Here is a 26,048-nt window from a genome sequence, read left to right on the forward strand (position 1 = left end):
GTCAGACGGACCGCCCCATGGCCTCGGCCCTGACCCGGGCGCAACTGCGGCTGATGAGCCGGGAGACGTGCATCTGGGAGATGCCGAGCCGGTCGGCGATCCGGCTCTGCGTCATGTCCTCGAAGAACCGCATGTAGAGGATGGCCCGTTCGCGCTCGGGAAGCCGCCGCAGCCCCTCCTTGGCCGCCTCCCGGTCGATGACGACGTCGTAGGAGCCGTCGGACTGCCCCAGGGTGTCGGCGAGGCTGTAACCGTCCTCGCCCGTGGCGAGTTCGGCGTCCAGGGACAGGGTGCTGAAGCTCTCCAGCGCCTCCAGGCCGGCGGCGACCTCGTCCTCGGTCAGCCCGGTGTGGGCGGCGATGGCCGCGGGGGTGGGTTCCGGGGATCCGGGGTGCTCGGTGAGTTCGCGCCGGGCCACCCGCACCCGGTTGCGCAGTTCCTGCACCCGGCGCGGTACGCGCAGCGCCCACATGCGGTCGCGGAAGTGCCGCTTGACCTCGCCGGTGATGGTGGGCACCGCGTAACTCTCGAAGGCGCCGCGGGAGGGGTCGTAGCGGTCGACGGCCTTGACCAGGCCGAGCGCGGCGACCTGGCGCAGGTCCTCCACGGACTCGCCCCGGTCTCGGAAGCGGCCGGCGATCCGGTGGGCCATGGGCAGCCAGGCCGCGACCAGCTCGTCGCGCAGGGCGTCCCGCTCGGGTCCGTCGTCGAGCCCGGCGAGGCGGGCGAAGAGGACCGCGGTGTCGGGGGCGTCGTCGTGGGTGCGGCGGGGGGTCGTGCGGGTGGTGTGGTCGGGCGTGCGGGGAGGGCTGGTCGGCAAGTCGGTGGGCATGCGGAATCGCTCCTGAACTGGGGGTTCCAGGGCGTCACCGGGACGTGGTCCCGGGACTCGGCCCGAACTGCGGTGTCAGGGTCGCCGCGGAAGCACCGCCCGGACCGCTCTACGGGCCCGGGGGCTGTCGTACGACCGCTCCCGTCGGCGCGCGCCTCCGGTCCGAAGCACGACACTCCGCCTGCCCCTTTGATCCGGGCGCAAACACCGTCCGTCCGGAAGTCCGCTCACCGGGTTCGGTTCAGCGGTACGACAGCGGTGATCCGCTTGCCTCCGCGGGGCAGTCCGGCGACCTCCACGTCACGGGCCAGCCGGCAGACGATGGGCCAGCCCCGGCCGCCGGCCCGCCACCGGTTTCGTTCGTCCACGGTCCGTTCGGCCACGGGCACCTCGTCGCTGCGGTCGCTGACCGACACCCGTACCGCGCAGCCCTCGACGTCGACGTCGAAGCCGGTGACCCCGCCGCCGTGCAGGATCGCGTTGGTGGTCAGTTCCGAGGTGACGAGCAGGGCGTCGTCCAGGGCGTCGTCGAGGGCGTCGGCGGCGCACGGCTGGACCCGTCGGGCCACGGCGCAACGGACCTCTCTGCGGGCGTCGGCCGGCCGCAGCGGCGGCCGACGGGCCTCACTTGGTGCGACTGTTGACTCTGTCCAATACTTTTCCTGCATCCTTTCGCTCCCTGGGTGGTGGAACGGCCGGCCGGCTGTGTCCCGTCCGTACCGGGCTCTTCCTTTCGGCTCACCGGTCGGGGCACCCCCAAACCAGTTCGGGGGCCGCGAGGGCTCCCCAAAGTGAAACAGGTCACGTAGCCTGTTCCCAGTTGCGCGAAATGGGTCTGGATGGTTTACCGTTCACTCATAAGTGGTCGAGGAGTCGACATCAGGTCCTCCCGCGCCACCTCTGACGGCCCTGGCTGGTCTCCCCCGTCCAGCCAGGGCTTTTTCATGTCCGGACGTTTTCCCGACGGCGATTCTCACCTTCTTCGAGGTGCCCGGCGAGGCGGCAGCGGCTGAAATGGGCGTAGGGAAAGCACCCCGTACCCTCGCCGGCGAGGAGCCCCGAGCCATGACCAAAGCCATCAAACTGCTGACCGCCCTGCCGCAGGCGCAGCGCGAGCGCCTCATGGAACTGGCTCACGAGGTGTCCTTCCCCGAGGACACCAGGATCTTCGAGGCCGGCGGCACCGCGGACCGCTTCTGGGTGATCCGCTCGGGAGCCGTCAACCTGGACCAGGAGGTGACGCCCCGCAAACGGGTCACCGTCGCCAGCCTGGGCGCCGGCGACCTGCTCGGCTGGTCCTGGCTGTTCCCGCCGTACACCTGGGACTTCGGGGCGGTGGCCTTCAGCCAGGTACGGGCCTACGAGTACGACGCCTCGGCCGTGCTCGCACTGTGCGTGGAGGACCCGCTGCTCGGCCTGTCGCTGGTGCGCACCGTCGCCGAGATCCTCGCCAGCCGCCTGGAGGTCACCCGGGGCAAGCTCCTCGACGCCTACATCGGGCGGCGGCCCGTGTAGGCGGTCAGACGCGGTAGCGGCGCAGGGCCGGAACCGCGGCGGCCAGGGCCAGCATCACGGCCACCACCAGCACTCCGCCGCCCGCGACCGCCGCCCGCGGCCCGAAGACCGATCCCGCGGTGCCGTGCAGCACGTCGGCCAGGCGCGGGCCGCCCGCGACCACCACGGTGAACACGCCCTGCATCCGCCCCCGCATCTCGTCGGTCGCGGCGGACAGCAGGATCGCGCCGCGGAAGACCATCGAGACCATGTCGGCGACCCCGGCGGCGGCCAGGAAGGCCACGGCGATCCAGAGGTTGCGGCTCAGCCCGAAGCCGGCGACGGCCGCGCCCCAGCCGACGACCGCGCCGATCACCATCAGGCCGTGCCGGCGCGCCCGCGAGAAGGTGCCGGAGAAGAGCCCGCCGAGGACCGCCCCGACGGGGATCGCGGCGAACAGCAGGCCGAGCGCGAGCCCTTCGCCGTAGGGAGCGTAGGTCTGGGCGGCGAGCTGCGGGAACAGGGCGCGTGGCATGCCGAGGACCATCGCGATGATGTCCGCGAGGAACGACAGCAGCAGCACCTTGTGCATGGAGATGTACCGGAAGCCCTCCGCGATCTCGCGCACCCCGGCGCGCCGCGGTCTCGTGTCCCCGAGCGGCGGCAGCGCGGGCAGCCGGTAGACCGCCCACACCGTCACGCACAGCGCCAGCGCGTCGATCAGGTACAGCTCGGGCAGCCCGATCACGGGAATCAGGGCGCCGGCGAGCAGCGGTCCGACCACCTGCCCGGTCTGCATGACCGTCGAGCCGAGCGCGTTGGCGGCGGGCAGCTGCACCTCGGGGACCAGCCGGGCGATGGAGGCGGTACGGGCGGGCGCGTTCAGCCCCCAGAAGGCCTGCTGCAGCGCGAGCAGCACCATCAGCACCGCCACGGACTTCATCCCGGTGGCCGCCTGCACGAAGAACAGCAGCGAGGTCACGCCGATACCGATGTTGGTGATCAGCAGCAGTCTGCGGCGGTCCATCGTGTCGGCCACCGCGCCGCCCCACAGCGCGAACACGATCAGCGGCAGCAGCCCGGCGAGGCTCGCCGCGCCGACCCAGGCGGACGACCCGGTGATGTCGAAGATCTGCTTGGGCACGGCGACGGCGGTCAGCTGGCTGCCGACCGAGGTGACGATGGTCGACGTCCACAGCCGGCGGTAGGCCGGGATGCGCAGCGGGCGGGTGTCCATCGCCCAGCGGCGCCAGCCGCTCCGGGGCGGGGCCGCCGTGGTGTCGTCGGGGGTCTGGGTCCGTATGCCGGACTGGGTGCCGCTCTCGCTGGTGTCCACGGAGTTCCTGGTGTCCTGGTCTTCTCGATGCCCGCTACATCTTTCGGTTGCCGGTTCACTATCGCAGCAACTTCCGCGGCCGCCGAACCGGTTGTCTCAGGATGCGGCCGTCCGGGGATCCGGGCGCCTCAGGGCCGCGCCACGAGCAACAGGCCGAGCCCGATCATGGTCAGCGCCACCAGCCCGTCCAGCACCCGCCAGGCGCCCGGACCGGCGAGGTACCGGCCGAGCAGCCGGGCGCCGAAGCCCAGCGCGGTGAACCAGCAGAGGCTGGCCAGGGCGGCGCCGAGCCCGAAGGTCCAGCGCAGGTCGCCGCGGTGGGCGGCGAGGGAGCCCAGCAGGAACACGGTGTCCAGGTAGACGTGCGGGTTGAGCCAGGTCATGGCCAGGCAGGTGAGCACCGCCCGCCGCCGGGAGCCCGCCGCCTCGCCCTCGGTGCGCAGGCCGCCGGTGCCGGGGCGCAGCACCCGGCGGGCGGCCAGGGCGCCGTAGCAGAGCAGGAAGGCGCCGCCGGTCAGCCCGACCGCCCGCACCGCCCCCGGCCAGGCCGCCACGAGGGCGCCCACCCCGCCGACCCCGAGCGAGATGAGGACGGCGTCGGAGAGCGCGCAGATGCCGACGACCACGAGGACCGCCTCCCGGCGGATGCCCTGGCGCAGTACGAAGGCGTTCTGGGCGCCGATGGCGACGATGAGCGAGAGGCCGCTGCCGAAGCCCGCGGCAGCGGCGGCGAGAGGGCTGGACATGTCCTCGACGCTACGGAGGCGATCACTGGGCGTACAGCTAAAGATTTTTACGTACCCTTAGCATCGCTGAAGGAAGGAGCGGGCCCGTGGAGCTGCCCCTCGACCAGGTGCGGACGCTGCTGGCGGTGGTGGACGAGGGCACCTTCGACGCGGCGGCCGCGGCCCTGCACGTGACGCCGTCGGCGGTCAGCCAGCGGGTGAAGGCCCTGGAGCAGCGCACGGGCCGGGTGCTGCTCCAGCGCACCAAGCCGGTACGGCCGACGGAGTCGGGCGAGGTGCTGGTCCGGTTCGCCCGGCAGCTGGCCCGGCTGGAGCGGGACGCGCGCGGCGAGCTCGGCATGAGCGGCGCCGGGGAGCCGACCCGGGTGTCGGTCGCGGTCAACGCGGACTCGCTGGCGACGTGGTTCCTGGGGGCGCTGGCCGGGCTGCCGGACGTCTACGTCGAACTGCGGCGCGAGGACGAGGACCACACGGCGGCGCTCCTGCGGGAGGGGCTGGTGATGGCCGCAGTGACCTCGGCACCGGATGCGGTGCCGGGGTGTTCGGTGCGGGCGCTGGGGCGGATGCGGTACCTGCCGGTGGCGGCGCCGGAATTCGCGGCGGCGCATCTGACGGGCGGGCTGGCCGGCGCGCTCGCCGAGGCGCCGGTGATCGTGTTCGACCGGCGGGACGATTTCCAGGACGGGTTCGTACGGCGGCTGGGCGGTGCGGGCGCGAGCGCGCTGCGGCACTTCGTGCCGACGTCGGAGGGGTTCGTGGACGCGGTGACGGCCGGGCTGGGGTGGGGGATGGTGCCGCAGGCGCAGGCGGAGCCCCGGTTGCGGGAGGGGCGGCTGGTCCGCCTCGGCGGGCGTGAGCTGCGGGTCGACGTGCCCTTGTACTGGCAGCAGTGGAAGCTGGATTCGCCGGCTCTGGGGGCTGTCGCCGAGGCGGTGGCGAGGACGGCGGAGAGTGCGTTGAGCCGGCCGTAGGGGCTGACCGGTGGGGGCGCGACCGCGGGTGGGGGCCGGTCGCGACCGCGCGGCGCCTCCGCGCATCGGGCACAGCCCCGCGCTCCTTTCAGGTGCGTCCGGTGGAAGACGCTCGCAACAACCGTTCCGCGCTGTCCAGGAGCATCTCCAGGGCCGTCGGATAGGCGCTCGTCACCATGCGCTTCGCCAGCAGCCGCGACGCCTCCGCGATACGGGGGTGGGTGGCGGCCGGCAGGCGGGCGTAGGTCGAGTGCCACTTGTCCTCGTCGGCTCTCTGGGAGTCCTTCGGGAGGGTGAGGGAGGCCGCGTCCAGGGCGGCGAAGGCGAGGGTCTGGTCGATGAAGGCGTGGTAGACGCGGACGGTGTCGGCCAGTGCGAAACCCGCGGTGCGCAGGACGTCCAGGACCGCCTCGTCGGCGGCCAGTTCGTGCGCGCGTCCCGTCACGCGGTTCGTGGTCAGCAGGGCCGCCTGCGGGTGAGCCACGTACTGCGCGTGGACGCGCAGGCCGATCGTCCGCAGGTCCGTCCGCCACTCCCCCGTCGGCGTCCAGCCGGCCAGCGCCTGGCCGATGAGCGCGTCGCCGATCGCCAGGGTCAGGTCGTCCATGCCCCGGAAGTAGCGGTACAGGGTGCTGGGGTCGCAGTCGAGGGCGAGGCCCAGGCGGCGGGCGGTCAGGCCCGCGCTGCCGTGCTCGCGCAGCAGGCGCAGGGCGGTCTCCACGATCAGCCGCTCCGAGAGCACGGTGCCGCCGCGGGTGGGGCGGCGCCGGCGGCGCTTCTCCTCCGGTACGACCGGTTTGGGCATCGCGCACACTCCCTGCCGTTCTTATGCCAACGCCATTGACCTTACGTGACGGCCGGGCGTTTCATTCCGGCCAGGGCGCCCCGTACTCGACCTCGCTCTCTGCTGTGAGAAGGAGATTCCCGCATGCGTGTACTGCTCGTGGGTGCCGGTGGTGTGGGCACCGCCGTCACCCGGATCGCGGTCCGGCGGCCGTTCTTCGACCTGATGGTGGTCGCCGACTACGACCCGGACCGCGCCGAGGCGGCGGTGGCGGCCGTCGGCGACGACCGGTTCCGCGCCGAGCGCGTCGACGCCGGTGACGAGGCGGCCGTGGCCGCGCTGCTGGCCCGGCACGGCTGCGACGTGCTGCTCAACGCCACCGACCCGCGCTTCGTGATGCCCCTGTTCCGGGCCGCCCGTACGGCCGGGGCGAGCTACCTCGACATGGCGATGTCGCTGTCCCGGCCGCACCCCGAGCGACCGTACGAGGAGTGCGGGGTCAAGCTGGGCGACGAGCAGTTCGCGCTGGCCGCGGAGTGGGAGAAGGCGGGGGCGCTGGCCCTGGTCGGGGTGGGCGTGGAACCCGGGCTGTCGGACGTGTTCGCGCGGTACGCGGCCGACGAACTCTTCGACGAGATCGAGGAGATCGGCATTCGCGACGGCGCGAACCTGACCGTGGACGGCTACGACTTCGCACCCTCGTTCAGCATCTGGACCACCATCGAGGAGTGTCTCAACCCGCCCGTCGTCTACGAGCGGGAGCGCGGCTGGTACACCACCGCGCCGTTCAGCGAGCCCGAGGCGTTCGACTTTCCCGAGGGCATCGGGCCGGTGGAGTGCGTGAACGTCGAGCACGAGGAGGTCCTGCTCGTGCCCCGCTGGGTGGACGCGCGGCGGGTCACCTTCAAGTACGGGCTGGGCCGCGAGTTCATCGAGACGCTGAAGACGCTGCACCTGCTGGGACTGGACCGCACCGCGCCGGTGGCCGTGCCGGGCCCCGACGGGCCGGTCCCGGTCTCACCCAGGGACGTGGTCGCCGCGTCGCTGCCCGACCCGGCGACACTGGGCGAGCGCATGCGCGGCAAGACGTGCGCGGGCACCTGGGTGCGCGGGACCAGGGACGGGAAGCCGCGCGAGGTGTACCTGTACCACGTGGTCGACAACGAGTGGTCCATGGCGGAGTACGGTTGTCAGGCCGTGGTGTGGCAGACGGCCCTCAACCCGGTGGTCGCCCTCGAACTCCTCGCCACCGGCGCGTGGTCGGGCTCGGGCGTCCTCGGCCCGGAGGCGTTCCCGGCCCGCCCGTTCCTCGGCCTGCTGACCGAGTACGGCTCCCCCTGGGGACTGCGCGAGCAGTGACCGTCCAGGAATCCTCCGGGACTTGGCCGTTTCAGCCGTGCCCGGACCGGTGACCCGGTCCCGGACGACGTACCCGCCCACGGCAGAATCGACTTGGATCGCAGGTGACTTCGATGGACGACTGGCGAGACCACGCCGAGTGCCGCCACGAGGACCCGGACCTCTTCTTCCCGGTCGGCACCACCGGCCCGTCGCTGCATCAGACGCGGCGGGCGAAGGCGGTCTGCGAGCGCTGTCCCGTGCGGGAGCCGTGCCTGCGCTGGGCGATGGAGACGGGGCAGGCCGTCGGCGTCTGGGGCGGTACCACCGAGGCGGAACGGCGGCTGCTGGCCCGGCGCCGGCAGCGGGCGGAGCGCCGCCTCAGCTGACGTCGGCCGGGGGCTGGGCGGCCGGCAGCCGCAGAATGAACTCGGCGCCCTTGCCGGTTTCGCTGCGGGCCTCGGCGGTGCCGCCGTGGGCGGCGAGCAGATGGCGCACGATCGGCAGGCCGAGGCCGCTGCCTCCGGTTCGGCGGCTGCGGGACTTCTCGGCGCGCCAGAACCGCTCGAAGACGTGCGGGAGATCGTCGGCGGCGATGCCCTGGCCGGTGTCCGTGACGGTGAGGACGACGTCGTCGCCGTCCCGGCGGGCGGCCAGCGTCACCGTGCCGTCGGCGGGGGTGTGCCGGATGGCGTTGGAGACCAGGTTGCCGAGGGCCTGCCGCATCCGCACCGGGTCGGCGTCCAGCCAGGCGGTGCCGTCGGCGTCGGTCAGCAGGGTGACCCCGGCCGTGTCGGCGGCCACCCGGTAGGCGGCGGCGACCTGTTCGGCCAGGTCGGCGGCGCGTACCGGTTCGCGGTGCACGCGCAGGGTGCCGGCGTCGGCGGCGGCCAGGTCCTGGAGGTCGTCGATGATCCGCTGCAGGACCAGCGCCTCCTCGTGCAGGGAGGCCAGCAGCGCCGGGTCGGGGTCGACGAGGCCGTCCCGGGTGACCTCCAGCCAGCCGCGGATGTTGGTGAGGGGGCTGCGCAGTTCGTGGGCGATGTCGCTGACCATCGCCTTGCGCTGCTCCTCAAGGCGTTCCCGGCGTTCGGTGAGGTCGTTGAACGCCTCGGCCAGCAGCCCGGTCTCGTCCCGCGTGCGCACCGGCGCCCGGACGTGCAGTTCGGGAGGCTGCCGCACGGCGGCGGTGAGCGCGCGCAGCGGTCGTACCAGACGCAGGGCGACCACGGCGGTGACGGCGACGGTGACGGCGAGGACCAGACCGGCCGCGCCGACGATCCTGGCCTTGTTGGCGGTGGACATGTCGAAGCGGGGCGCGGTCTGGTCGCCGATGCCGAGGAAGAGTTCGGCGGCCGGGGCGACGTACGGTTCGAGCTGGGTGCGCCGCGCGTTGGTGACGCAGTTCATCGCCTGGTCCGTCTCCCGCTTCTCCCCCTGCTCGGTGACGAGGAACCCGCCCGAGACGGGGTTGCGTCCCGTCGGGTCGTAGGTGAGGGAGAGCGGGCCGCCGAGGTCCATGCCCTTGGCCTGGAGACAGGGGCGGGCCAGGTCCGCGAGCGCGTCGAGGGCCTTGGTCTCGGTGGTGGTCGGGAAGTCGAGCGGGTCGCCCGTGTCGACGGCCGGCTCGCCGTAGACGGTGCCGCACCTGGCCTTGAGTTGCAGAGGGGTGTCCCGCGCGTCGTCGACGACGACGTACGGCCGTCCATTCGGGGTGTGCTGGACGGTGGTCTGGACACCCATGTGGTCGAAGCACAGCTGCTCCTTCGTCGCGACCAGGTCCAGCTTCTCGCGCTCCACCGCGGTCAGTCCGAACGGGCCCACCGCGCGCGGGTCGATGCCGCTGAGCTGAGCGCCGGACTCGGTGTACGTGTCGGTGTGCAGGGGATCCACGGCGGCGGCCGGCCGCGGGGGCAGCGGGGTGTCGTGCGGGGCCGAGTCGGCGATCAGCGTGCGGTCCGCGGTGGTCAGCGCGATCCTTCGGCCGGTCTTCGCGGCCAGCACCCGCACGGTGTGCCCGACCCCGCTCCAGTCGGGGTGGTCCGCGGCGTACCCGCTGAGCTGGGCGAGGATCTTGTTGTCGGCGGCCAGGTCCTGTCCCTGCTCCTCCTCCAGCGCGCTGGTGGTGGTCGTCACGGCGAGCCAGGCGGTGGCGGCCACGGAGCAGACGGCGATCAGCACCGAGGCGAACATCAGCCGGACCAGCAGCCGTCTGCGCCACGGTATCCGGGGCTTCACGGCCGTCCGCCGCTCAGCTTGTAGCCGACGCCGAACACGGTCACCAGCCGCACCGGCCGCCGTGGATCGGCCTCGATCTTGCGGCGCAGGTTCATCACATGGACGTCGACGGCCCGTTCGGTGGAGGCCCGGTCGAAGCCGCGGGTGCACTGCAGCAACTGCCGCCGGGTGAACACCCGGTCCGGCTCCCCGGCCATGGCGAGCAGGATCTGGAACTCGGCCGGGGTCACCTCCACCGGCTCCCCGTCGCAGTGCACCGTGTGCCGCACGGGATCGACACTGATCCCGGCGGCGGCGACGGCCGGCTCCTCCTCCCGGACGGCGGCGGCCCGTCCGCTGCGCCGCAGGATCGTGCGGATCCGGGCCATCAGCTCACGCGGGCTGTACGGCTTGGTCATGTAGTCGTCGGCGCCCAGCTCCAGGCCGAGCAGCACGTCGTCCTCGTCGGACCGGGCCGTGAGCATCAGCACCGGGATCTCCGGGTCGCCGCCGCGCAGCACCCGGCAGACGCCGAAGCCGTCGATCACCGGGAGCATCAGGTCGAGGACGACCAGGTCGGGCCCGAGCCGCCGGGCCGCGTCCAGCGCCGCGGCCCCGTCATGGACCACGATCGCGGTATGCCCCTCGGCGAGCAGTGATCTGCGGATCAGCTCGGCCTGCATCTCGTCGTCCTCGGCAACCAGCACATGTGCGCACACAGGTTCGGATCCTAAGCGGAGTTCCGGCGCTCTACCGGGCGAGCCAGCCGGCGTACCCCATCACGACGACCGGATGCCGATCCGGGTCGAGGGTGCGCAGCAGTTCCTTCATGTGCGCCTTGGCGACGCTCACACAGGCGTGTGTAGGGCCCCCGTGGTCGACGTGCAGCCACACGCCGCCTCCCCGCTTCGCCCCCATCGGCCGGGTCCAGTCGAGCGGTGAAGTACCCGGCAGGCGGTTGTAGTTGATGGCGACGACATAGTCGAAGGAACCTTCCAGCGACTCGCCCTCGAACCCGGTGCCGGGCGAGGTGAACCCGTAGGAGTGGTGGTACGGCAGCCTGCTCCCGGGGTCGGCGAGCAGGCCCCCGGCGTCGGTCAGCCCGTACACCCCGACGGGCGAGCGCAGATCCCCGACGACGTGGTGCTCGCTCCAGCCGTCCTTGCCGTTGTGCGCGGGCCAACTGGCGCCGGGCCGCCAGACGTCGTCGTCACGTTCGTACAGGACGACGGTGGACAGCGGCGAGTTCCTGCCCCGTCCGCTGGCGACGACGACCTGCTCCGCCCGCTCGGGTATCGCGGCCGTCGTCCTGGGGCCGATGCCTGGTATGCCCGCGGGCCGTGGGCTGTTCACGGGTGCGGGGGAAGCCGGCGCCGGCGCCGGCCTGTCGTCTCCCGGCCGGCTCGGCGCGGCCTCGGCGCCGCCCCCGCACCCGGAGAGCAGGAGGGGGGAGGCGGAGAGGAGGGCGACGGCAGCTCTGCGATGGATCATGAGATCGACTCTTGCGCAGAATTATAAGGAAGTGGTCAGCTTCAGATCCCCGTTGACCGGAGCGCCCCGTCAGGGGCGCGGGCCCTGTCGATGCACGGCTGCCGCCGCCCGGGTGCGACGAGCCCGACCGCCCGCACCCGGACCACTGCTACGGCTTGCCCTTCTCGTACAACCACGTCTGGAACAACGGACCGAGGTCCATCCCCGACTGCCCTTCCGCGAGTTTCACAAACTCCGCGGTGGTCCCATGCCCGTACCGGTGCTGCGAAACCCACGCCCGCAGGATCCGGAAGAACACCGGATCCCCGACCGCCTTGCGCAGTTCGTGCAGAGCCATCGCGCCCCGCGCGTAGACCGGCGTTCCGAAGATGTACTTCCCGCTGCCCGGGTCCCCCGGCGGGTACGCCCACAACTCGTCGCTCGCGGGCTTGGCGTAGAGCGCGTCGAAGGTCTTCTGCGCGCTGTCGCCCCCGTGCTGCTCGCTGTACAGCCACTCGGCGTACGTGGCGAAGCCCTCGTTGAGCCAGATGTCCTTCCAGGCGGTGAGGGAGACGGAGTCGCCGAACCACTGGTGGGCGTTCTCGTGCACGAGTGTGCTGAGATCCGGCGCCGAGTCGTAGAGCGGCCGGCCCTGCGTCTCCAGCGCGTACCCGACGTTCGGCGCGTGGTCGACGATCGACCCGGCGGAGCGGAACGGATACGGCCCGAACAGCTTGCTCTCCCACTCCAGCACCGACGGCAGCTTCTTCAGCACCGCCGCCGACCCGCTCGCCTCGCGTGGATCGACCGCGTTGTACACCTTGATCCCGTCGCGGGTGGTGTACTGCTGCACCGTGAACTTGCCGACGGTGGCGGTGGCGAGGTACGCGGCCATGGGCTCGGTCTGCCGCCACCGGAAGGTGGTACGGCCACCGGACGTGTGCTGTCCGAGGAGGACGCCGTTGGCGACGGCGGTGCGGCCCTTGGGAACGGTGATCGTGAAGTCGTACGACGACTTGTCCTTGGGGTGGCTGTTCGCCGGGAACCAGGTCATCGCGCCCTGCGGCTCCCCGGCGACGAACGCGCCGTCGTCGGTGCGGATCCAGCCGTCGGGCGAACCGTCGGGGTCGGTGACCTGTTTGGGCGTGCCGTTGTACGCCACGGTCACCCGGAAGTCCTGGCCCTTCGCCAGCGCACGTGCCGGCGTGACGACGAGTTCCTGTCCGCTGCGGCTGAAACGTGCGCTCCGGCCGTCGACGCTCACCCGGGTGACCTTCAGGCCGCTGAGGTCGAGGTCGAAGCGGGTGAGCCGCTGGATGGCGCGGGCGGTGAGGACCGCCTCGCCGTCGAGGTGCCGGGAGGAGATGTCGTAGCGCAGCGTCAGGTCGTAGTGGCTGACGTGGAAGCCGCCGTTGCCGCTGAGCGGGAAGTAGGGGTCGCCCGCGCCCGCGGCGCCGATCGTGCTCGCCGAGGCCGGGCCGGCTGCGGCGAGCAGGGCCGCCACGGCGATGGGGACGGTGGCGAGGACGGCCTCGCGGCGGAGGACTGCGGTACGTCTGCTTGCGCCCTGCACATGAGCTCCTTGGGGGGGGTGGCTGATGATCAATGGCCCACAGACTAGGCGCGCGGTGTCCGCGTTTCCCCCTCATTCTGGTCAAGCCGCGCCGCGTCGGCAGCCCGTGGGACGCGGCCGCGGCATACGCTCGTGAAACCGTCAGCGAGTCGTGAGGTGCGTCGATCGTGAGCGTGCGCGTCCGCAGAATCCATGAGTCGCCCGAGCCGGAGGACGGGGTGCGCGTCCTGGTGGACCGGCTGTGGCCGCGCGGGGTGTCCAAGGAGGACGCGCACGTGGACCAGTGGCCGAAGGAGCTGACGCCGTCGGACGAGCTGCGCCGGTGGTTCCACGGCGGCGGGTCGTACGAGGAGTTCACCCGTCGTTACGAGGCGGAGCCGGCCGCTCCCGAGGCCGCCGAACTCCTCGACGGCCTGCGCAAGTCGGTGCACAGGGGCCGGGTGACCCTGCTCACCGCGTCCAAGAACCCGGACGAGAGCAACGCCGGCGTACTGGCGCGGCTCCTCGCCGACTAGGCGGTCTGCTTCGCCGCGGCCCGGCCCGCCGCCCGGCCGGAGAACAGGCAGCCGCCGAGGAAGGTGCCCTCCAGCGCGTTGTAGCCGTGCACGCCACCGCCGCCGAAACCGGCCACCTCGCCGGCCGCGTAGAGCCCGCCGACCGGCTGCCCGTCGGCGCCGAGGGCGCGGGAGTCCAGGTCGGTCTGGATGCCGCCGAGGGTCTTGCGGGTCAGGACGTGCAGCTTGACTCCGATCAGCGGGCCGGCGGCGGGGTCGAGGATGCGGTGCGGGGCGGCGACCCGGCCCAGCCGGTCGCCGATGTAGCGGCGGGCGTTGTGGATGCCCTGGACCTGGGAGTCCTTGCTGTAGGAGTTGTTGATCTGCAGGTCGCGGGCGACGATCTGGCGGCGCACCTCGGCGGCGTCCAGGAGCGCCTTGTCGGTGAGGCCGTTCATCTTCTCGACGAGCTGCTCCAGGGACTTCGCGGTGACGAAGTCCGCGCCGTGGTCGAGGAAGGCCTGCACCGGGCCGGGCGCGCCCTTGCCGAGCAGCCGGTCGCGCAGCACGGCCTTGCGGTCCTTGGCGGTGATGTCGGGGTTCTGCTCGGAGCCGGAGAGCGCGAACTCCTTCTCGACTATCTTCCGGGTGAGGACGAACCAGGAGTGGCCGTATCCCGCGATGTCCTCGGTGGTGCGCAGGTACTTGAGGGTGTTGAGGGTGTCGTAGCCCGGCAGGCAGGGGTCGGGCAGGCGGCGGCCGAGGGCGTCGAGCCAGATCGAGGACGGGCCGGGCAGGATGCGGATGCCGTGGCCGGGCCAGATGGAGTTCCAGTTCTGGATGCCTTCGGTGTAGTGCCACATGCGGTCGCGGTTGACCAGGCGGACACCGGCCCGCGCGCTGATGTCGAGCATCCGGCCGTCCACGTAGGCGGGGACGCCGGTGACCATCTCGGCGGGGGGCGTGCCGAGGCGTTCGGGCCAGTAGCGGCGGACGATGTCGTGGTTGGCGCCGATGCCACCGGTGGTGACGACGACGGCCTGGGCGGTGAGTTCGAAGTCGCCGGCGCGGTCGCGGTTCGAGGCGACCCCGCGCGGCGCGTCGTCGGGGGCGAGGACGGTGCCGCGTACGCCCCGCACCTCGCCGTCCGTGACGACGAGTTCGTCGACCTGGTGGCGGTGGTGGAAGGTCAGCAGTCCGTCGCGGGCGGCCTGCTTGGCGTACCGGGCGAAGGGTTCGACCACGCCGGTGCCGGTGCCCCAGGCCACGTGGAAGCGGGGAACGGAGTTGCCGTGACCGTGTGCCCGCAGGTCGCCGCGCTCGGCCCAGCCGACGGTCGGCAGCAGGCTGATGCCGTGGCTCTGCAGCCAGGGCCGCTTCTCCCCCGCCGCGAACTCGACATAGGCCCGCGCCCAGCGCACCGCCCAGGAGTCCTCGTCCTGCTCGCGGTCGAACTGGGCGCTGCCCTGCCAGTCGCTCCAGGCCAGATCGAGGGAGTCCTTGATGCCGAGGCGGCGCTGCTCGGGCGAATCGACGAGGAAGAGCCCGCCGAAGGACCAGAACGCCTGGCCGCCGAGGTTGGCCGCGTTCTCCTGGTCGACCAGGGCGACGCGCCTGCCCCTGCTGGTGAGTTCGTGCGCCGCGACCAGGCCGGCGAGACCGGCTCCGACGACGATGACGTCCGCGTCCATGGCGACGCCTTTCTTATCCGGATCGGGTGCTGCTGTCGGTCAGCAGCGCGGTGAGCAGTTGCCCCAGCCAGGCACGGGCCCGGTGGACGTCCTTGTCGAGCAGCAGTTGGACCGTGACCCCGTCGTACGCGGCGACCACCGCGTGGGCCGCGCCCTCGGCATCGCCGAGCACGGCGGGGATCGGGGTGTGGCCGCGGGCCCTGACGAGCCGGTCGGCGATGGCCTGGCGCAGCCGGGTGCGGTGGTCGAGGAGGAGTTCGGCGACGGCCGGGTCCCGGGCCGCGTGCACCAGGAAGTCGGTCTTCACCAGCAGCCAGTCCACGTCCAGGAGCAGCACGTCGGTGACGCGGTCCACGGAGGCCGGCACGTCGAGGCCGGGTCCGTCGCCGGCGAGCGCGTCGGCGACCTGCTGGGCGATGAGGTCGGCGCGCTCCCGGTAGAGGGCGAAGAACAGCTCGTCGAGGGTGGCGAAGTTGGAGTAGAAGGCGCCCCGGCTGAACCCGGCGGCCTCGCAGACCTCCTCGATGGAGGCCCTCCCGAAGCCCTTGGCGGCGAACACGGTGAACGCGGCGTCCAGCAGCCGGGCGCGGGTCCGCACCCGCCGCCGGGTCACACGCTGGGGCGCGCCGCCGTTCACCGCCATGGGCCGACCTCCGTTCGATACAGGAATGTATCGGATGCATTGATGTATCGAAAGGGGCCGCCGCCGTCCTGCCCGAGCCGTCCTGCCCGAGATCAAATAGGAACAGATTTTCGATTACGGAGTACGCTGGAACCATGGCCACGCACCTCCAGGGCTCCCTGTTCGACCAGACCGACGAGCTGCGGCTCGGCACCCTCGACGGCATCGGCCGGACCGTCCTCGGCTCCGGCGCCTGGATCGACGTGCTGCCGGGCTGGCTGAGCGGTGCCGACGCGCTGTTCGAACAGCTGGCGGCGGACGTCCCCTGGCACGCCGAACGCCGCACGATGTACGACCACGTCGTGGACGTGCCGCGCCTGCTCCCCTTCTACGGCGCGAGCGACCCGCTCCCCCACCCCGTCCTCGTCGAGGCCCGCGAGGCGCTCACCCGGCACTACGCCGCCGAGCTGGGCGAGCCGTTCGCCACGGCCGGGCTCTGCTACTACCGCGACGGCCGGGACAGCGTCGCCTGGCACGGCGACCGGATCGGCCGGGGCGCGCGGGAGGACACCATGGTCGCGATCCTCTCCGTGGGCACGCCCCGCGACCTGCTGCTGCGCCCGCTGCGCGGCGGTCCCTCGGTCCGGCGCCCGCTCGGCCACGGCGACCTCATCGTGATGGGCGGTTCCTGCCAGCGGACCTGGGAGCACTGCGTACCGAAGACCACCCGGGCCGCCGGGCCGCGGATCAGCATCCAGTTCCGGCCGCACGGGGTGCGCTGACCTGGACCGCGGCAACGGATGGCCCGCCGCGTGTGGTTGGCTGTTCTCCGTTTCGATCTGTACGAACGGGCTAGCCGGAGTGATCATGCGGGCAGCGGTACACGAAGTCGGCAAGGGTGCCTATCTGGTGCACGGGCACCACACCAACTGGGTGATCCTGAAGGACGGCGACGCCGTCACGCTGGTGGACACCGGCTACCCGGGCGACCGGGAGGGCCTGCTCGGCTCCCTCGCCGAGGTGGGCAGTTCACCGGAGGCGGTCGCGGCCGTGCTGATCACGCACGCGCACAACGACCACCTCGGCTCGGCGGAGTACCTGCGCGAGACCCACGGCACGCCGGTCTACCTGCACGAGGCCGAGGTCCCGCACGCGCGGCGGGACTTCCTCCAGCAGGTGTCCGTGGGCCAGGTGGTGAAGAACGCCTGGCGGCCGGGGGTGGTGCCGTGGCTGGTGCACGTGCTGCGGGTCGGCGGCACCGAGCAGCACCCGGTCAAGGCCCCCGAGGCCTTCCCGGTCGCCGACGGCCCCCTCGACCTGCCGGGCCGCCCGGTCCCGGTGCACACGCCCGGACACACCGACGGCCACACCGCCTACCACGTGCCCGACGCCGGGATCGTGATCTCCGGGGACGCGCTGGTCAGCGGCCACCGCGCCTCGCGGATCCAGGGCCCGCAGCTGCTGCCCGACATGTTCCACCACGAGCGGGACCGGGCGCTGGCCTCACTGGCAGTGGTCGGCGCGCTCGACGGTGACGCGCTGCTGCCGGGACACGGCCCGCTGCACCGCGGTCCGGTGCGGGCGGCCGCCGAGCGGGCCCGGGAGCTGGCCTCCTGACCCGCCGGCCTTAAGGTTCGTCCCATGGCCTTGCAGATCAGCGCCACCAACCCGGAGCACCCCGCGCTCCTGCTCGAACTCCCCTGGGACGTCCCGCTCGAGGAGTGGCCCGAGGACTACCTCGTGCCGCTCCCCCGGGGCATCTCCCGGCACGTGGTGCGCTACGCCCGGGCCGGCGACGAGGTCCTCGCGGTGAAGGAGCTGGCGGAGCGCCCGGCGCTGCGCGAGTACGAGCTGCTGCGCGACCTGGACCGGCTCGGCATCCCCGCCGTCGACCCGCTCGCCGTGATCACCGGCCGCCTCGACGCGGACGGCGAACCGCTGGAGCCGGTGCTGGTCACCCGGCACCTCGGCGGCTCGATGCCGTACCGCTCGATGTTCGAGACGACCATGCGCCCGGCCACCATGCACCGCCTCATGGACGCCCTGGCGGTGCTGCTGGTGCGCCTGCACCTGGCCGGGTTCGCGTGGGGCGACTGCTCGCTGTCCAACACCCTGTTCCGGCGGGACGCGGGCGCGTACGCGGCGTACCTGGTGGACGCCGAGACCGGCGACCTGCACCCGCAGCTGAGCAACGGGCAGCGGGAGTACGACCTCGACCTGGCCCGGGTGAACATCAGCGGGGAGCTGCTCGACCTGGAGGCCTCGGGGGCGCTGCACCCGTCGCTGGACCCGGTCGAGTTCGGGTTGGAGATCTGCACCCGGTACGGCGAGCTCTGGAAGGAGCTGACCCGGACCTCGGTGTACCCGGCGGGCAAGTACCAGTACATCGAGCGCCGGATCCGGCGGCTCAACGACCTCGGTTTCGACGTGGCCGAGATGCAGATCGAGCACTCCTCCAACGGCGACACGGTGACCTTCGTGCCGAAGGTCGTCGACGCCGGCCACCACCAGCGCCAGCTGCTGCGGCTGACCGGCCTGGACGCCGAGGAGAACCAGGCGCGCCGGCTGCTGAACGACCTGGAGAGCTGGATGGCCACCCAGGACGACTACGCCCCGGGCGACCCCCTGGCCGCCCGCCCCGAGGTGCTGGCCCACCGGTGGGTGCGGGACGTCTTCCGCCCCACCGTGCGGGCCGTCCCGCTGGAGCTGCGCGGTTCCATGGACCCGGCGGAGATCTACCACGAGCTGCTGGAGCACCGCTGGTACCTGTCCGAGCACGCGCAGCACGACATAGGCCTGGACAAGGCGGTCGAGGACTACATCGAGAACGTGCTGCCCAAGGCCCGGGAGACACTGGAGCCGGTCACCCCGGAGTGAGCCCGCGGTGAGCCCCGGTGCGAACCCCGGAGCGGGTCACTCGTGCGGGACGACGGCCACCGGGCAGTCGGCGTGGTGCAGCACCCCGTACGCGACCGAGCCGATACGGGCCCCGACCGCCGTGCGGTGGGCGCGCCGTCCGACGACCATCAGCTGGGCGTTTCCGGCCGCCGAGAGCAGCACCTGCCCCGCGCTGCCCATCTCCACGTGCTCGGCGACCGGCACGGCCGGGTACCGCTCGCGCAGTGGCCGTACCGCCTCGGCCAGCGCCTTCTTCTCGAAGGGCTCCATGCCTCCGGACTCGTCCAGCAGTTTCAGGGAGCCCGGGCTGTAGGCGAAGACCGGCGGCAGGGTCCAGGCCCGCACCACCCGGACCGTCGCGCCACGCGCCGCCGCCGTCTCGAACGCGAACTCCAGCGCGGCCGCGCTGTCCTCGGCGCCGCCCTGCTGGCCCACGACGACCTCCCGCCCGGCGGCCTCGGCCGCGGGCCGGTCCCCGGCACGCACCAGGACGACGGGCCGGACGGCCTCGGCGAGCACCTGCTGGCCGACGGAACCCAGCAGGAACCCGACGACCCGCCCGTGCCCGCGCGAACCGAGCGCCAGCAGTTCGGCCCCGGCCGCCGCGTCGGCCAGCACCTCGACCGAGCCGCCCTCCACCACGTCGACGCTCACCGCGAGCCGCGGATACCGCCCGGTGACGGTCCGCACCGACTCGGTGACCCCGCCGGACACCCACCCTCGCTGGGTCTCCCGGTCACCGCCGGCCGCCTCGTGCGCCTCGTACCGCCAGGCGTGCACCACCCGCAGCGGAAGTCCCCGGCGCACCGCCTCCCGGGCCGCCCAGTCGAGAGCGGCGAGGCTTTCCTCCGTACCGTCGACCCCTGCCGTGATCGGACGTGTCATGCACCGGCCTCCTCGTCGGTTCCGCGTTCTGCGTGATCAGTCTCGCGCACTCCCGGGTGCCCGCTGTGCACCGCTGTACAAGAGCGGACGCACGGGATGGAACATACGATGGGCGGGAACCGGTTCGGTGACCGCGCTCCTCCCGGAGGGCCCGCCGTCCCGTGGAACAACGGCTCGGGGTGGGAGACGTATGGCACAGGCTGCCGACGCGGCACGGACGGTCATCATGACCGTGGACGACGACCCGGGGGTCTCCCGTGCCGTGGCCCGGGACCTGCGGCGCCGCTACGGCGCGTCGTACCGGATCGTGCGCGCGGAGTCCGGTGAGTCGGCGCTGGACGCGCTGCGGGAGCTGAAGCTGCGCGGCGACCTGGTGGCCGTGATCCTGGCCGACTACCGGATGCCGCAGATGAACGGCATCGAGTTCCTGGAGCAGGCGCTGGACGTGTACCCGGGCGCGCGGCGGGTGCTGCTGACCGCGTACGCGGACACCAACGCGGCGATCGACGCGATCAACGTCGTCGACCTGGACCACTATCTGCTCAAGCCCTGGGATCCGCCGGAGGAGAAGCTCTACCCGGTCCTCGACGACCTGCTCGACGCCTGGCGGGCCAGCGACTACAAACCGGTGCCGGCCACCAAGGTCGTCGGGCACCGCTGGTCGGCCCGCTCCTCGGACGTGCGCGAGTTCCTGGCCCGCAACCAGGTGCCGTACCGCTGGTACTCGGTCGAGGAGCCGGAGGGCCGGCGGCTGCTGGCCGCGGCCGAGGCGGACGGGGAGCGGCTGCCGCTGGTGATCACACCGGACGGCACGCCGCTGGTGGAGCCGGAGGCCCCGGAGCTGGCCGCGCACGTGGGGCTCACGACCACGCCCACGGCGGACTTCTACGACCTGGTGGTGATCGGCGGCGGCCCGGCCGGACTCGGCGCGGCCGTGTACGGGGCGTCGGAGGGGCTGCGGACCGTGCTCGTGGAGCGGTCGGCGACCGGCGGGCAGGCCGGGCAGAGCTCGCGGATCGAGAACTACCTGGGCTTCCCCGACGGCGTGTCGGGCGCCCAGCTCACCGACCGGGCCCGGCGGCAGGCCGCCAAGTTCGGCGCGGAGATCCTGACCGCCCGCGAGGTCACGGCGCTCGAGGTCAACGGGGCCGCGCGGGTGGTGCGGTTCACGGACGGCTCGGCGGTCGCGGCGCACAGCGTGATCCTGGCCACCGGTGTGCAGTACCGGCAGCTCGACGCCGCCGGCTGTCTCGACCTGACCGGCTGCGGGGTGTTCTACGGCTCCGCGCTCACCGAGGCGACCTCCTGCCAGGGCCAGGACGTGTACATCGTCGGCGGCGCCAACTCGGCGGGCCAGGCGGCGATGTACCTGTCCCGGTTCGCCAAGTCGGTGACCCTGCTGGTGCGCGGCGCCGACCTGGCGGCCTCGATGTCGTACTACCTGATCCAGCAGATCAACGAGGCCCCGAACATCACCGTGCGCAGTCACACGGTGGTGGAGGCGGCGCACGGCGCCGGGCGGCTGGAGCAGCTGACCCTGCGCCATGTGGGAAGCGGGGACCTGGAACAGGTCGACGCCCAGTGGATGTTCGTGTTCATCGGGGCGGCACCGCTGACCGACTGGCTCGGCGAGACGGTGCTGCGCGACGAGCGCGGGTTCATCCTGGCCGGGCCCGACCTGACCGTCGACGGACGGCCGCCGGCCGGCTGGGAGCTGGACCGGCCGCCGTATCACCTGGAGACCAGCATTCCCGGCGTGTTCGTGGCGGGCGACGCCCGCGCCGAGTCCGCCAAGCGTGTCGCGTCCGCCGTCGGAGAGGGAGCCATGGCAGTGATGCTCGTCCACCGGTACCTGGAGCAGTCATGAGCGGACAGCTGATGCCGTGCAGCCCGAGCGAGGTCGGCGCGCTGTTCCTGTTCGAGAAGCTGGAACCGGAGCAGCTCGGGCGGCTGTGCGCGGCAGGCCGGGTGGAGCTGTTCCAGCCGGGTCCCGTCTACACCGAGGGTGACCCGGCCACCTGCTTCTACGTGATGATCGAGGGCACGGTGGTGGTCTCCCGGCGGGTCGCCGGGGACGACGTCGAGGTCATCCGGACCTCGCAGGCGGGGGTGTACGGGGGCGCCATGCAGGCCTACCTCGGGGACCGGGTGCGGCAGGCGTACAACAACTCGATGCGGGTGACCGAGCCGACGCGGTTCTTCGTGCTGCCGGCGGACACGTTCGCGGACATCATGCGCGAGTGGTTCCCGATGGCCGTGCACCTGCTCGAGGGCCTGTTCTTCGGTTCGAAGAACACCCAGGCGGCGATCGGGCAGCGCGAGCGGCTGCTGGCGCTGGGCTCGTTGTCCGCCGGACTCACCCACGAGCTCAACAACCCGGCCGCGGCGGCCGTGCGGGCCACGTCCACGCTGCGCGAGCGGGTGGCGAAGATGCGGCACAAGCTCGGGGTGATCGCCTCGGGGCCGTTCTCCCGCGAGCAGCTGGCGGGTCTGATCGAGATCCAGGAGCGCACCGCGGAACGGGTCGGCAAGGCGTCGCCGCTCAGCCCGCTGGAGACCTCCGACCGCGAGGACGCGCTCACCGACTGGCTGGACGACCACGGCATCGACCACGGCTGGGAGCTCGCGCCGACCTTCGTGCAGGCCGGACTCGACGTCGACTGGCTGGAGCAGGTCGCCGCCGCCGTCGACGAGGAGATCCTGCCGAACGCGGTCGGCTGGCTCAACTACACCATCGAGACCGAGCTGTTGATGAACGAGATCGAGGACTCGACCAGCCGCATCTCGCACCTCGTCGACGCGGCCAAGCAGTACAGCCAGCTGGACCGGGCGCCGTACCGGGTGGTGGACGTGCACGAGCTCCTCGACAGCACGCTGCTGATGCTGTCCGGGAAGATGGGGCAGGGCATCCAGGTGGTCAAGGAGTACGACCGCACGGTCCCGCCCGTCCCCGCCTACCCCGCCGAGCTCAACCAGGTGTGGACCAACCTCATCGACAACGCGGTCTGCGCGATGAAGGACGGCGACGGCGGCGGACAGGGCACGCTGACCGTGCGGACCGCGCTCGACCACGAGCAGCTGCTGGTCGAGTTCGGGGACACCGGGACCGGGATCGCGCCGGAGATCAAGGACCGGATCTTCGACCCCTTCTTCACGACGAAGCCCGTGGGGCAGGGCACAGGCCTGGGCCTGGACATCTCGTGGCGGATCATCGTGAACAAGCACCACGGCAGCATGCGGGTGGAGTCGGAGCCCGGCGACACCCGGTTCCAGGTACTGCTTCCGCTGACCGCCGAGGCACCTGAGGAATCCGAGACAGCAGTGGAGGCAGTATGAGCGGCGACACCGCGATCGACCCGGAGGTTCCGCCGAGCGGAGCCGGGTGTGTGGAGTGCGACGCGGCGGGGGGCTGGTGGTTCCATCTGCGGCGGTGTGCGCAGTGCGGGCACATCGGGTGCTGCGACGACTCGCCTTCGAAGCACGCGACGGCGCACTTCCGTTCCACCGGGCATCCGGTGATCCGCAGTTACGAGCCGGGCGAGAGGTGGTTCTGGAACTTCGAGACGGAGGAATTGTTCGAGGCCGGGCCGGAGTTGGCGCCGCCGGTCAGTCACCCCGCGGATCAGTCGGTGCCGGGTCCCGCGGAGCGGGTGCCGCAGGACTGGGCTCGGGTACTGCGGGGCTGAGCCGAGTGCCTACGGGGGTGGGTGACGGCGGCCGCGGGTTCCTCGTGGCGTGCCGTGCCCACGCGGCGGAGCCGCACCTCGCAACAGCCCCGTCCCCCTGGTTTCTTGAGTCGTCCCTTGTCAGGATGTGGGCGTGCCACAGAGATCGTTCACCACTGTCCTGATCGGGCGGGACGACGAGCTGGCCCGCCTCGCGGGGATCCTTGAGCGCGCCCGGAACGGCAGCGGACAGGCAGTGCTGGTCGCCGGGGACGCCGGGGTCGGCAAGACCCGGCTGCTCGGCGAAGTCGCGGCTCGGGCGGCCGAGGGCGGGGCCACCGTCGTCGTCGGGCACTGCGTCGATCTCGGGGATGTGGGGCTGCCGTACCTGCCGTTCACCGAGATCCTCGGAGTGCTGGCGGGTGATGAGCGGTTCGCGGGGATTCTCGGCGCTCATCCGGCCGTGGAACGTCTTCTCGGCGCCGCCTCGGACTCCTCCCGCGACGCGGACGCGCGACTTCGGCTCTTCGAAGGAGTCGCCGCGCTGCTGGCCGAACTGGCGGCTGCCGCGCCCCTGGTGCTGATCCTGGAGGACCTGCACTGGGCCGACCAGTCGTCCCGGGACCTGCTGCGGTTCCTGCTGAGCCGGGGGGTGCTGCCGCGGCGGCTCGCCGTGCTGGCCTCCTATCGTGCCGACGATCTGCATCGGCGGCATCCGCTGCGGGCGCTGCTCGCCGAGTTGGTGCGGCTGCCCGGGGTGGAGCGGCTGGAGGTGCGGCCGCTGGCCGACGCCGAGGTGGCGCGGCTGGTGCGGGTGCTGGAGGAACGGCCGCTGTCCGAGGCGACCGTGCGGGACATCGTCGCGCGGGCCGAGGGCAACGCCTTCTACACGGAGGAGCTGGTGGCCGCCGCCGACGCGGACGGGATGCCGGCCGGGCTCGCCGATCTGCTGCTCATCCGGGTCGAACAGGTGTCGCAGACGGCCCAGCAGGTGCTGCGGACGGCGGCGGTGGCCGGGCGCCGGGTCGGGCACGATCTGCTGCGGGACGCCGTCGGACTGCCGGAGGAGGAGCTGGAGGCCGCCGTGCGGGAGGCCGTCGGGCGGCAGTTGCTCGTCGCCGGGGACGGGGACACGTACGCCTTCCGGCACGCCCTCGCGCGCGAGGCCGTCTACGGCGACCTGCTGCCCGGGCAGCGGGCACGGCTGCACGGCACGTACGCCAGGCTGCTCGCCGCCCGCGGAGGCGGGGCCGAGACGGCTGCCGAGCGGGCGCACCACTACCGGGAGAGCCATGACCTGCCCGAGGCGCTGGCCGCGTCCGTGGAGGCCGCCGGTCACGCCCGGCGGATGGGTGCCCCGGCGGAGGAGCTGCGGCATCTGGAGACGGCCCTGGACCTGTGGCCGGCCGTGCCGGGCGAGGCGCGGCCCTCGGGCGAGGGGCTGGACCCGGTGTCCTTGACCCTGCGGGCGTCGGCGGCGGCCGCGCACTCCGGCGACGCCCACCGGGCGGTGGCCCTGACCCGGGCCGCGCTGGCCGGCGCCGGCCAGGACGCTGATCCCGAACTCGCCGCCCGGGTGCGCTACACGCTCGCCGGGAACCTCATGACCGTCGACAACCTCGCCGCCGCGTTCGCCTACAGCAGCGAGGCGCTCGCGATGATCCCCGCCGAACCGCCGTCCCGGACCTGGGTGTGGGCGGCGGCCACCCATGTCATGGCGGCCCGTCAGGTCGGTGACGATGCCACCGCGCTGCGGGTGGCGCGGCAGGCCCTGCGGGCCGCCGAGCGGATCGGCGCCACCGCCGCCCGGGCCGACCTGCTGATCTCCCTGGCCAGGCTGGAAGGCGGTGGCCGCCGTACCCGGGAGGGGCGGGAACGGCTCCGGGAGGCGCGGGAGCTGGCCCGCTCGGCCGGGGACACGCCGGTGGAGATGCGGGCGCTGTTCAGCCTGGCCGTCGGCTGCTTCGAGTCGGGCGAGCTGCGGGAGTGCCTGCCGTGGCTCACCGAGGGGCTCGACCGGGCCCGGCGGTCCGGGCTGCTGTCCTCGCCGTACGCCCTGGAGATGCGGTATCTGCGACTGCTGGTGCTCTACACGCTGGGGCAGTGGGACGAGTGCCTGCGGGTGGCCGGCGCGGAGGAGCCCGCGCCCGGATACACCGTGGGACCCGCCCTGTACGTCGCGCTGGCCCGGGGCGAGCCGGACGTGGTGACGCGGGCCCGGGCACTGCTCGGGGAGCGGTTCGACTGGATGGGCCGGCTCGTCGGCGGGATCGTGCTGACCGACGCGGCCGCGTCGCGGGGTGACCCGGAGGAGGCCGTGGCACGGGCCCGGGACACGGTCACGGCGCTCACCGACGAGTCGGGGCGGGCGCCGGACGTGTCGGTCCGGCTGGCCGCGCTGGCGCTGGCGGCGGTCGCGGACCGGGCGGCCGAAGGGCTCGGCGACCAGGACGCGGACCACTGGAGCGTGGTCGCCGGTGAACTGGTGCGGCTGGCCCGGACGACGGCCGCGCGGCAGGGCCCCGAGGGTCAGGCCTGGCTGGCACGTGCCGAGGCCGAGTGGACGCGCGCCGTGTCCGGGCCGGACCCGGCGGCCTGGGAGCGGGCGGTGGCCGCGTTCGCGTACGGCGATGTGTACGAGGCGGCCCGGGTACGGCTGCGGTACGCGCAGGCGCTGGCGGCCGGCGGGCGGCGTGCGGAGGCCGAGGAGCAGGCGCGGGCGGTCCGGGAGACGGCGCTGGCGCTGGGGGCCGCGCCGCTGCTGGAGCGCTCGGACGCGCTGCTGCGCCGGCCGGCGCAGCGGTCGGTCCCACCGCTGACCGCGCGCGAGCAGGACGTGCTGCGGCTGCTGGCGCTGGGCCGCAGCAACCGGCAGATCGGCGAGGAGCTGTTCATCACCGGCAAGACGGCGAGCGTGCACGTCTCCAACATCCTCGCCAAGCTGGGCGCGGCGAGCCGCACGGAGGCGGTGGCGATCGCCTACCGGGAAGGGCTGATCACCCCCGCGCCGACGGCGCGGGGGTGATCGGACG

At 72.7% G+C, this 26,048-nt stretch carries 24 protein-coding genes; 12 read left to right on the forward strand and 12 right to left on the reverse strand.

Features of this window, described 5'->3' with window-relative positions; translation table 11 throughout:
- Position 1: 1 nt before the first annotated feature.
- Both LQ326_RS31120 and LQ326_RS31125 read right to left on the reverse strand, forming a co-directional pair.
- The gene (locus tag LQ326_RS31120) at positions 2 to 832 is read right to left on the reverse strand and encodes a SigB/SigF/SigG family RNA polymerase sigma factor (protein ID WP_234542382.1); all 831 of its coding nucleotides are present in this window, start codon (positions 830 to 832) and stop codon (positions 2 to 4) included.
- Between the two features lie 227 nt (positions 833 to 1,059).
- Positions 1,060 to 1,500 (reverse strand): ATP-binding protein, encoded by a 441-nt coding sequence (locus tag LQ326_RS31125; RefSeq protein WP_234542383.1) that lies wholly within the window; start codon positions 1,498 to 1,500, stop codon positions 1,060 to 1,062.
- 397 nt (positions 1,501 to 1,897) lie between these two features.
- On the opposite strand from LQ326_RS31125, the gene LQ326_RS31130 reads away from it, so the two are divergent.
- Positions 1,898 to 2,347: a cyclic nucleotide-binding domain-containing protein gene (locus LQ326_RS31130; RefSeq protein WP_181809076.1), complete on the forward strand. Its 450-nt coding sequence runs from the start codon at positions 1,898 to 1,900 to the stop codon at positions 2,345 to 2,347.
- Between the two features lie 4 nt (positions 2,348 to 2,351).
- Here the strand turns inward: LQ326_RS31130 and LQ326_RS31135 are convergent, their stop codons facing one another.
- The gene (locus tag LQ326_RS31135) at positions 2,352 to 3,662 is read right to left on the reverse strand and encodes an MFS transporter (protein WP_372497003.1); all 1,311 of its coding nucleotides are present in this window, start codon (positions 3,660 to 3,662) and stop codon (positions 2,352 to 2,354) included.
- Between the two features lie 128 nt (positions 3,663 to 3,790).
- Positions 3,791 to 4,408, reverse strand: a complete 618-nt coding sequence (locus LQ326_RS31140; RefSeq protein WP_234542384.1) for a LysE/ArgO family amino acid transporter — start codon at positions 4,406 to 4,408, stop codon at positions 3,791 to 3,793.
- Between the two features lie 86 nt (positions 4,409 to 4,494).
- On the opposite strand from LQ326_RS31140, the gene LQ326_RS31145 reads away from it, so the two are divergent.
- On the forward strand, positions 4,495 to 5,379 hold the full coding sequence (locus LQ326_RS31145) for a LysR family transcriptional regulator ArgP (RefSeq protein WP_234542385.1): 885 nt from the start codon (positions 4,495 to 4,497) through the stop codon (positions 5,377 to 5,379).
- Between the two features lie 88 nt (positions 5,380 to 5,467).
- Here LQ326_RS31145 and LQ326_RS31150 read toward each other — a convergent pair whose 3' ends face one another.
- On the reverse strand, positions 5,468 to 6,184 hold the full coding sequence (locus tag LQ326_RS31150) for a TetR/AcrR family transcriptional regulator (protein ID WP_234542386.1): 717 nt from the start codon (positions 6,182 to 6,184) through the stop codon (positions 5,468 to 5,470).
- A gap of 123 nt (positions 6,185 to 6,307) precedes the next feature.
- Here LQ326_RS31150 and LQ326_RS31155 point away from each other — a divergent pair, with 123 nt between their 5' ends.
- Together LQ326_RS31155 and LQ326_RS31160 are read left to right on the forward strand one after the other, a co-directional pair.
- Entirely contained in the window at positions 6,308 to 7,522 is a 1,215-nt protein-coding gene (locus LQ326_RS31155) for a saccharopine dehydrogenase family protein (RefSeq protein ID WP_234542387.1), read from the forward strand.
- A 113-nt stretch (positions 7,523 to 7,635) separates the two neighbouring features.
- Positions 7,636 to 7,890, forward strand: a complete 255-nt coding sequence (locus LQ326_RS31160; protein ID WP_234542388.1) for a WhiB family transcriptional regulator — start codon at positions 7,636 to 7,638, stop codon at positions 7,888 to 7,890.
- Here the strand turns inward: LQ326_RS31160 and LQ326_RS31165 are convergent.
- From LQ326_RS31165 to LQ326_RS31180, 4 genes are all read right to left on the reverse strand, one after another.
- Positions 7,883 to 9,739, reverse strand: a complete 1,857-nt coding sequence (locus LQ326_RS31165; RefSeq protein WP_234542389.1) for a HAMP domain-containing sensor histidine kinase — start codon at positions 9,737 to 9,739, stop codon at positions 7,883 to 7,885. The genes LQ326_RS31160 and LQ326_RS31165 overlap by 8 nt on opposite strands.
- Complete coding sequence (locus tag LQ326_RS31170) at positions 9,736 to 10,437, reverse strand: response regulator transcription factor (RefSeq protein WP_181808539.1); 702 nt, start codon at positions 10,435 to 10,437, stop codon at positions 9,736 to 9,738. The genes LQ326_RS31165 and LQ326_RS31170 overlap by 4 nt, the downstream gene beginning before the upstream one ends.
- Before the next feature lie 31 nt (positions 10,438 to 10,468).
- Positions 10,469 to 11,209 carry a L,D-transpeptidase family protein gene (locus tag LQ326_RS31175; protein ID WP_234542390.1) on the reverse strand — a complete coding sequence of 247 codons (741 nt, stop codon included), beginning with the start codon at positions 11,207 to 11,209 and terminating at the stop codon, positions 10,469 to 10,471.
- 148 nt (positions 11,210 to 11,357) lie between these two features.
- Positions 11,358 to 12,761 (reverse strand): M1 family metallopeptidase, encoded by a 1,404-nt coding sequence (locus tag LQ326_RS31180; protein WP_234542391.1) that lies wholly within the window; start codon positions 12,759 to 12,761, stop codon positions 11,358 to 11,360.
- Between the two features lie 167 nt (positions 12,762 to 12,928).
- Here LQ326_RS31180 and LQ326_RS31185 point away from each other — a divergent pair, with 167 nt between their 5' ends.
- A complete protein-coding gene (locus LQ326_RS31185; RefSeq protein WP_234542392.1) occupies positions 12,929 to 13,276 on the forward strand; it encodes a DUF488 domain-containing protein in 348 nt (115 codons plus the stop codon).
- On the opposite strand, the gene LQ326_RS31190 is transcribed toward LQ326_RS31185, so the two are convergent.
- Both LQ326_RS31190 and LQ326_RS31195 read right to left on the reverse strand, forming a co-directional pair.
- Positions 13,273 to 14,946 carry an FAD-binding dehydrogenase gene (locus tag LQ326_RS31190; protein WP_234542393.1) on the reverse strand — a complete coding sequence of 558 codons (1,674 nt, stop codon included), beginning with the start codon at positions 14,944 to 14,946 and terminating at the stop codon, positions 13,273 to 13,275. The two genes, LQ326_RS31185 and LQ326_RS31190, sit on opposite strands and share 4 nt — an antisense overlap.
- 13 nt (positions 14,947 to 14,959) lie before the next feature.
- Entirely contained in the window at positions 14,960 to 15,589 is a 630-nt protein-coding gene (locus LQ326_RS31195; protein ID WP_234542394.1) for a TetR/AcrR family transcriptional regulator, read from the reverse strand.
- A 134-nt stretch (positions 15,590 to 15,723) separates the two neighbouring features.
- Here LQ326_RS31195 and LQ326_RS31200 point away from each other — a divergent pair, with 134 nt between their 5' ends.
- The 3 genes from LQ326_RS31200 to LQ326_RS31210 all read left to right on the forward strand — a co-directional run bounded on the left by LQ326_RS31200 (position 15,724) and on the right by LQ326_RS31210 (position 18,445).
- The gene (locus tag LQ326_RS31200; protein ID WP_234542395.1) at positions 15,724 to 16,350 is read left to right on the forward strand and encodes an alpha-ketoglutarate-dependent dioxygenase AlkB; all 627 of its coding nucleotides are present in this window, start codon (positions 15,724 to 15,726) and stop codon (positions 16,348 to 16,350) included.
- A gap of 85 nt (positions 16,351 to 16,435) precedes the next feature.
- Entirely contained in the window at positions 16,436 to 17,185 is a 750-nt protein-coding gene (locus LQ326_RS31205) for an MBL fold metallo-hydrolase (RefSeq protein ID WP_234542396.1), read from the forward strand.
- Between the two features lie 24 nt (positions 17,186 to 17,209).
- Positions 17,210 to 18,445, forward strand: a complete 1,236-nt coding sequence (locus LQ326_RS31210) for a DUF4032 domain-containing protein (RefSeq protein WP_234542397.1) — start codon at positions 17,210 to 17,212, stop codon at positions 18,443 to 18,445.
- 36 nt (positions 18,446 to 18,481) lie between these two features.
- Here LQ326_RS31210 and LQ326_RS31215 read toward each other — a convergent pair whose 3' ends face one another.
- Positions 18,482 to 19,351, reverse strand: coding sequence for a universal stress protein (locus LQ326_RS31215; protein ID WP_234542398.1), 870 nt, complete (start codon positions 19,349 to 19,351; stop codon positions 18,482 to 18,484).
- Between the two features lie 190 nt (positions 19,352 to 19,541).
- Between LQ326_RS31215 and LQ326_RS31220 the strand changes: the two genes are divergently transcribed.
- The 4 genes from LQ326_RS31220 (at position 19,542) to LQ326_RS31235 (ending at position 26,041) form a co-directional block, all read left to right on the forward strand.
- The gene (locus tag LQ326_RS31220; RefSeq protein ID WP_234542399.1) at positions 19,542 to 21,218 is read left to right on the forward strand and encodes an NAD(P)/FAD-dependent oxidoreductase; all 1,677 of its coding nucleotides are present in this window, start codon (positions 19,542 to 19,544) and stop codon (positions 21,216 to 21,218) included.
- Positions 21,215 to 22,687 (forward strand): ATP-binding protein, encoded by a 1,473-nt coding sequence (locus tag LQ326_RS31225; protein ID WP_234542400.1) that lies wholly within the window; start codon positions 21,215 to 21,217, stop codon positions 22,685 to 22,687. The genes LQ326_RS31220 and LQ326_RS31225 overlap by 4 nt, the downstream gene beginning before the upstream one ends.
- Positions 22,684 to 23,037: a UBP-type zinc finger domain-containing protein gene (locus tag LQ326_RS31230; protein WP_234542401.1), complete on the forward strand. Its 354-nt coding sequence runs from the start codon at positions 22,684 to 22,686 to the stop codon at positions 23,035 to 23,037. The genes LQ326_RS31225 and LQ326_RS31230 overlap by 4 nt, the downstream gene beginning before the upstream one ends.
- Positions 23,038 to 23,170: 133 nt before the next feature.
- Positions 23,171 to 26,041 carry an ATP-binding protein gene (locus LQ326_RS31235; RefSeq protein WP_234542402.1) on the forward strand — a complete coding sequence of 957 codons (2,871 nt, stop codon included), beginning with the start codon at positions 23,171 to 23,173 and terminating at the stop codon, positions 26,039 to 26,041.
- Positions 26,042 to 26,048 lie beyond the last annotated feature (7 nt).

This window comes from Streptomyces shenzhenensis (assembly GCF_021462265.1).
Taxonomy (GTDB): Bacteria; Actinomycetota; Actinomycetes; order Streptomycetales; family Streptomycetaceae; genus Streptomyces; species Streptomyces shenzhenensis.

Excerpts from the sequence above, each read along its gene's own strand:
- LQ326_RS31140 (WP_234542384.1), bottom strand. The coding sequence starts at position 4,408 with ATGTCCAGCCCTCTCGCCGCCGCTGCCGCGGGCTTCGGCAGCGGCCTC.
- LQ326_RS31150 (WP_234542386.1), bottom strand. The coding sequence starts at position 6,184 with ATGCCCAAACCGGTCGTACCGGAGGAGAAGCGCCGCCGGCGCCGCCCC.
- LQ326_RS31175 (WP_234542390.1), bottom strand. The coding sequence starts at position 11,209 with ATGATCCATCGCAGAGCTGCCGTCGCCCTCCTCTCCGCCTCCCCCCTC.
- LQ326_RS31190 (WP_234542393.1), bottom strand. The coding sequence starts at position 14,946 with ATGGACGCGGACGTCATCGTCGTCGGAGCCGGTCTCGCCGGCCTGGTC.
- LQ326_RS31155 (WP_234542387.1), top strand. The coding sequence starts at position 6,308 with ATGCGTGTACTGCTCGTGGGTGCCGGTGGTGTGGGCACCGCCGTCACC.
- LQ326_RS31130 (WP_181809076.1), top strand. The coding sequence starts at position 1,898 with ATGACCAAAGCCATCAAACTGCTGACCGCCCTGCCGCAGGCGCAGCGC.
- LQ326_RS31230 (WP_234542401.1), top strand. The coding sequence starts at position 22,684 with ATGAGCGGCGACACCGCGATCGACCCGGAGGTTCCGCCGAGCGGAGCC.
- LQ326_RS31220 (WP_234542399.1), top strand. The coding sequence starts at position 19,542 with ATGGCACAGGCTGCCGACGCGGCACGGACGGTCATCATGACCGTGGAC.
- LQ326_RS31200 (WP_234542395.1), top strand. The coding sequence starts at position 15,724 with ATGGCCACGCACCTCCAGGGCTCCCTGTTCGACCAGACCGACGAGCTG.
- LQ326_RS31160 (WP_234542388.1), top strand. The coding sequence starts at position 7,636 with ATGGACGACTGGCGAGACCACGCCGAGTGCCGCCACGAGGACCCGGAC.
- LQ326_RS31125 (WP_234542383.1), bottom strand. The coding sequence starts at position 1,500 with ATGCAGGAAAAGTATTGGACAGAGTCAACAGTCGCACCAAGTGAGGCC.
- LQ326_RS31225 (WP_234542400.1), top strand. The coding sequence starts at position 21,215 with ATGAGCGGACAGCTGATGCCGTGCAGCCCGAGCGAGGTCGGCGCGCTG.
- LQ326_RS31215 (WP_234542398.1), bottom strand. The coding sequence starts at position 19,351 with ATGACACGTCCGATCACGGCAGGGGTCGACGGTACGGAGGAAAGCCTC.
- LQ326_RS31210 (WP_234542397.1), top strand. The coding sequence starts at position 17,210 with ATGGCCTTGCAGATCAGCGCCACCAACCCGGAGCACCCCGCGCTCCTG.
- LQ326_RS31205 (WP_234542396.1), top strand. The coding sequence starts at position 16,436 with ATGCGGGCAGCGGTACACGAAGTCGGCAAGGGTGCCTATCTGGTGCAC.
- LQ326_RS31120 (WP_234542382.1), bottom strand. The coding sequence starts at position 832 with ATGCCCACCGACTTGCCGACCAGCCCTCCCCGCACGCCCGACCACACC.
- LQ326_RS31195 (WP_234542394.1), bottom strand. The coding sequence starts at position 15,589 with ATGGCGGTGAACGGCGGCGCGCCCCAGCGTGTGACCCGGCGGCGGGTG.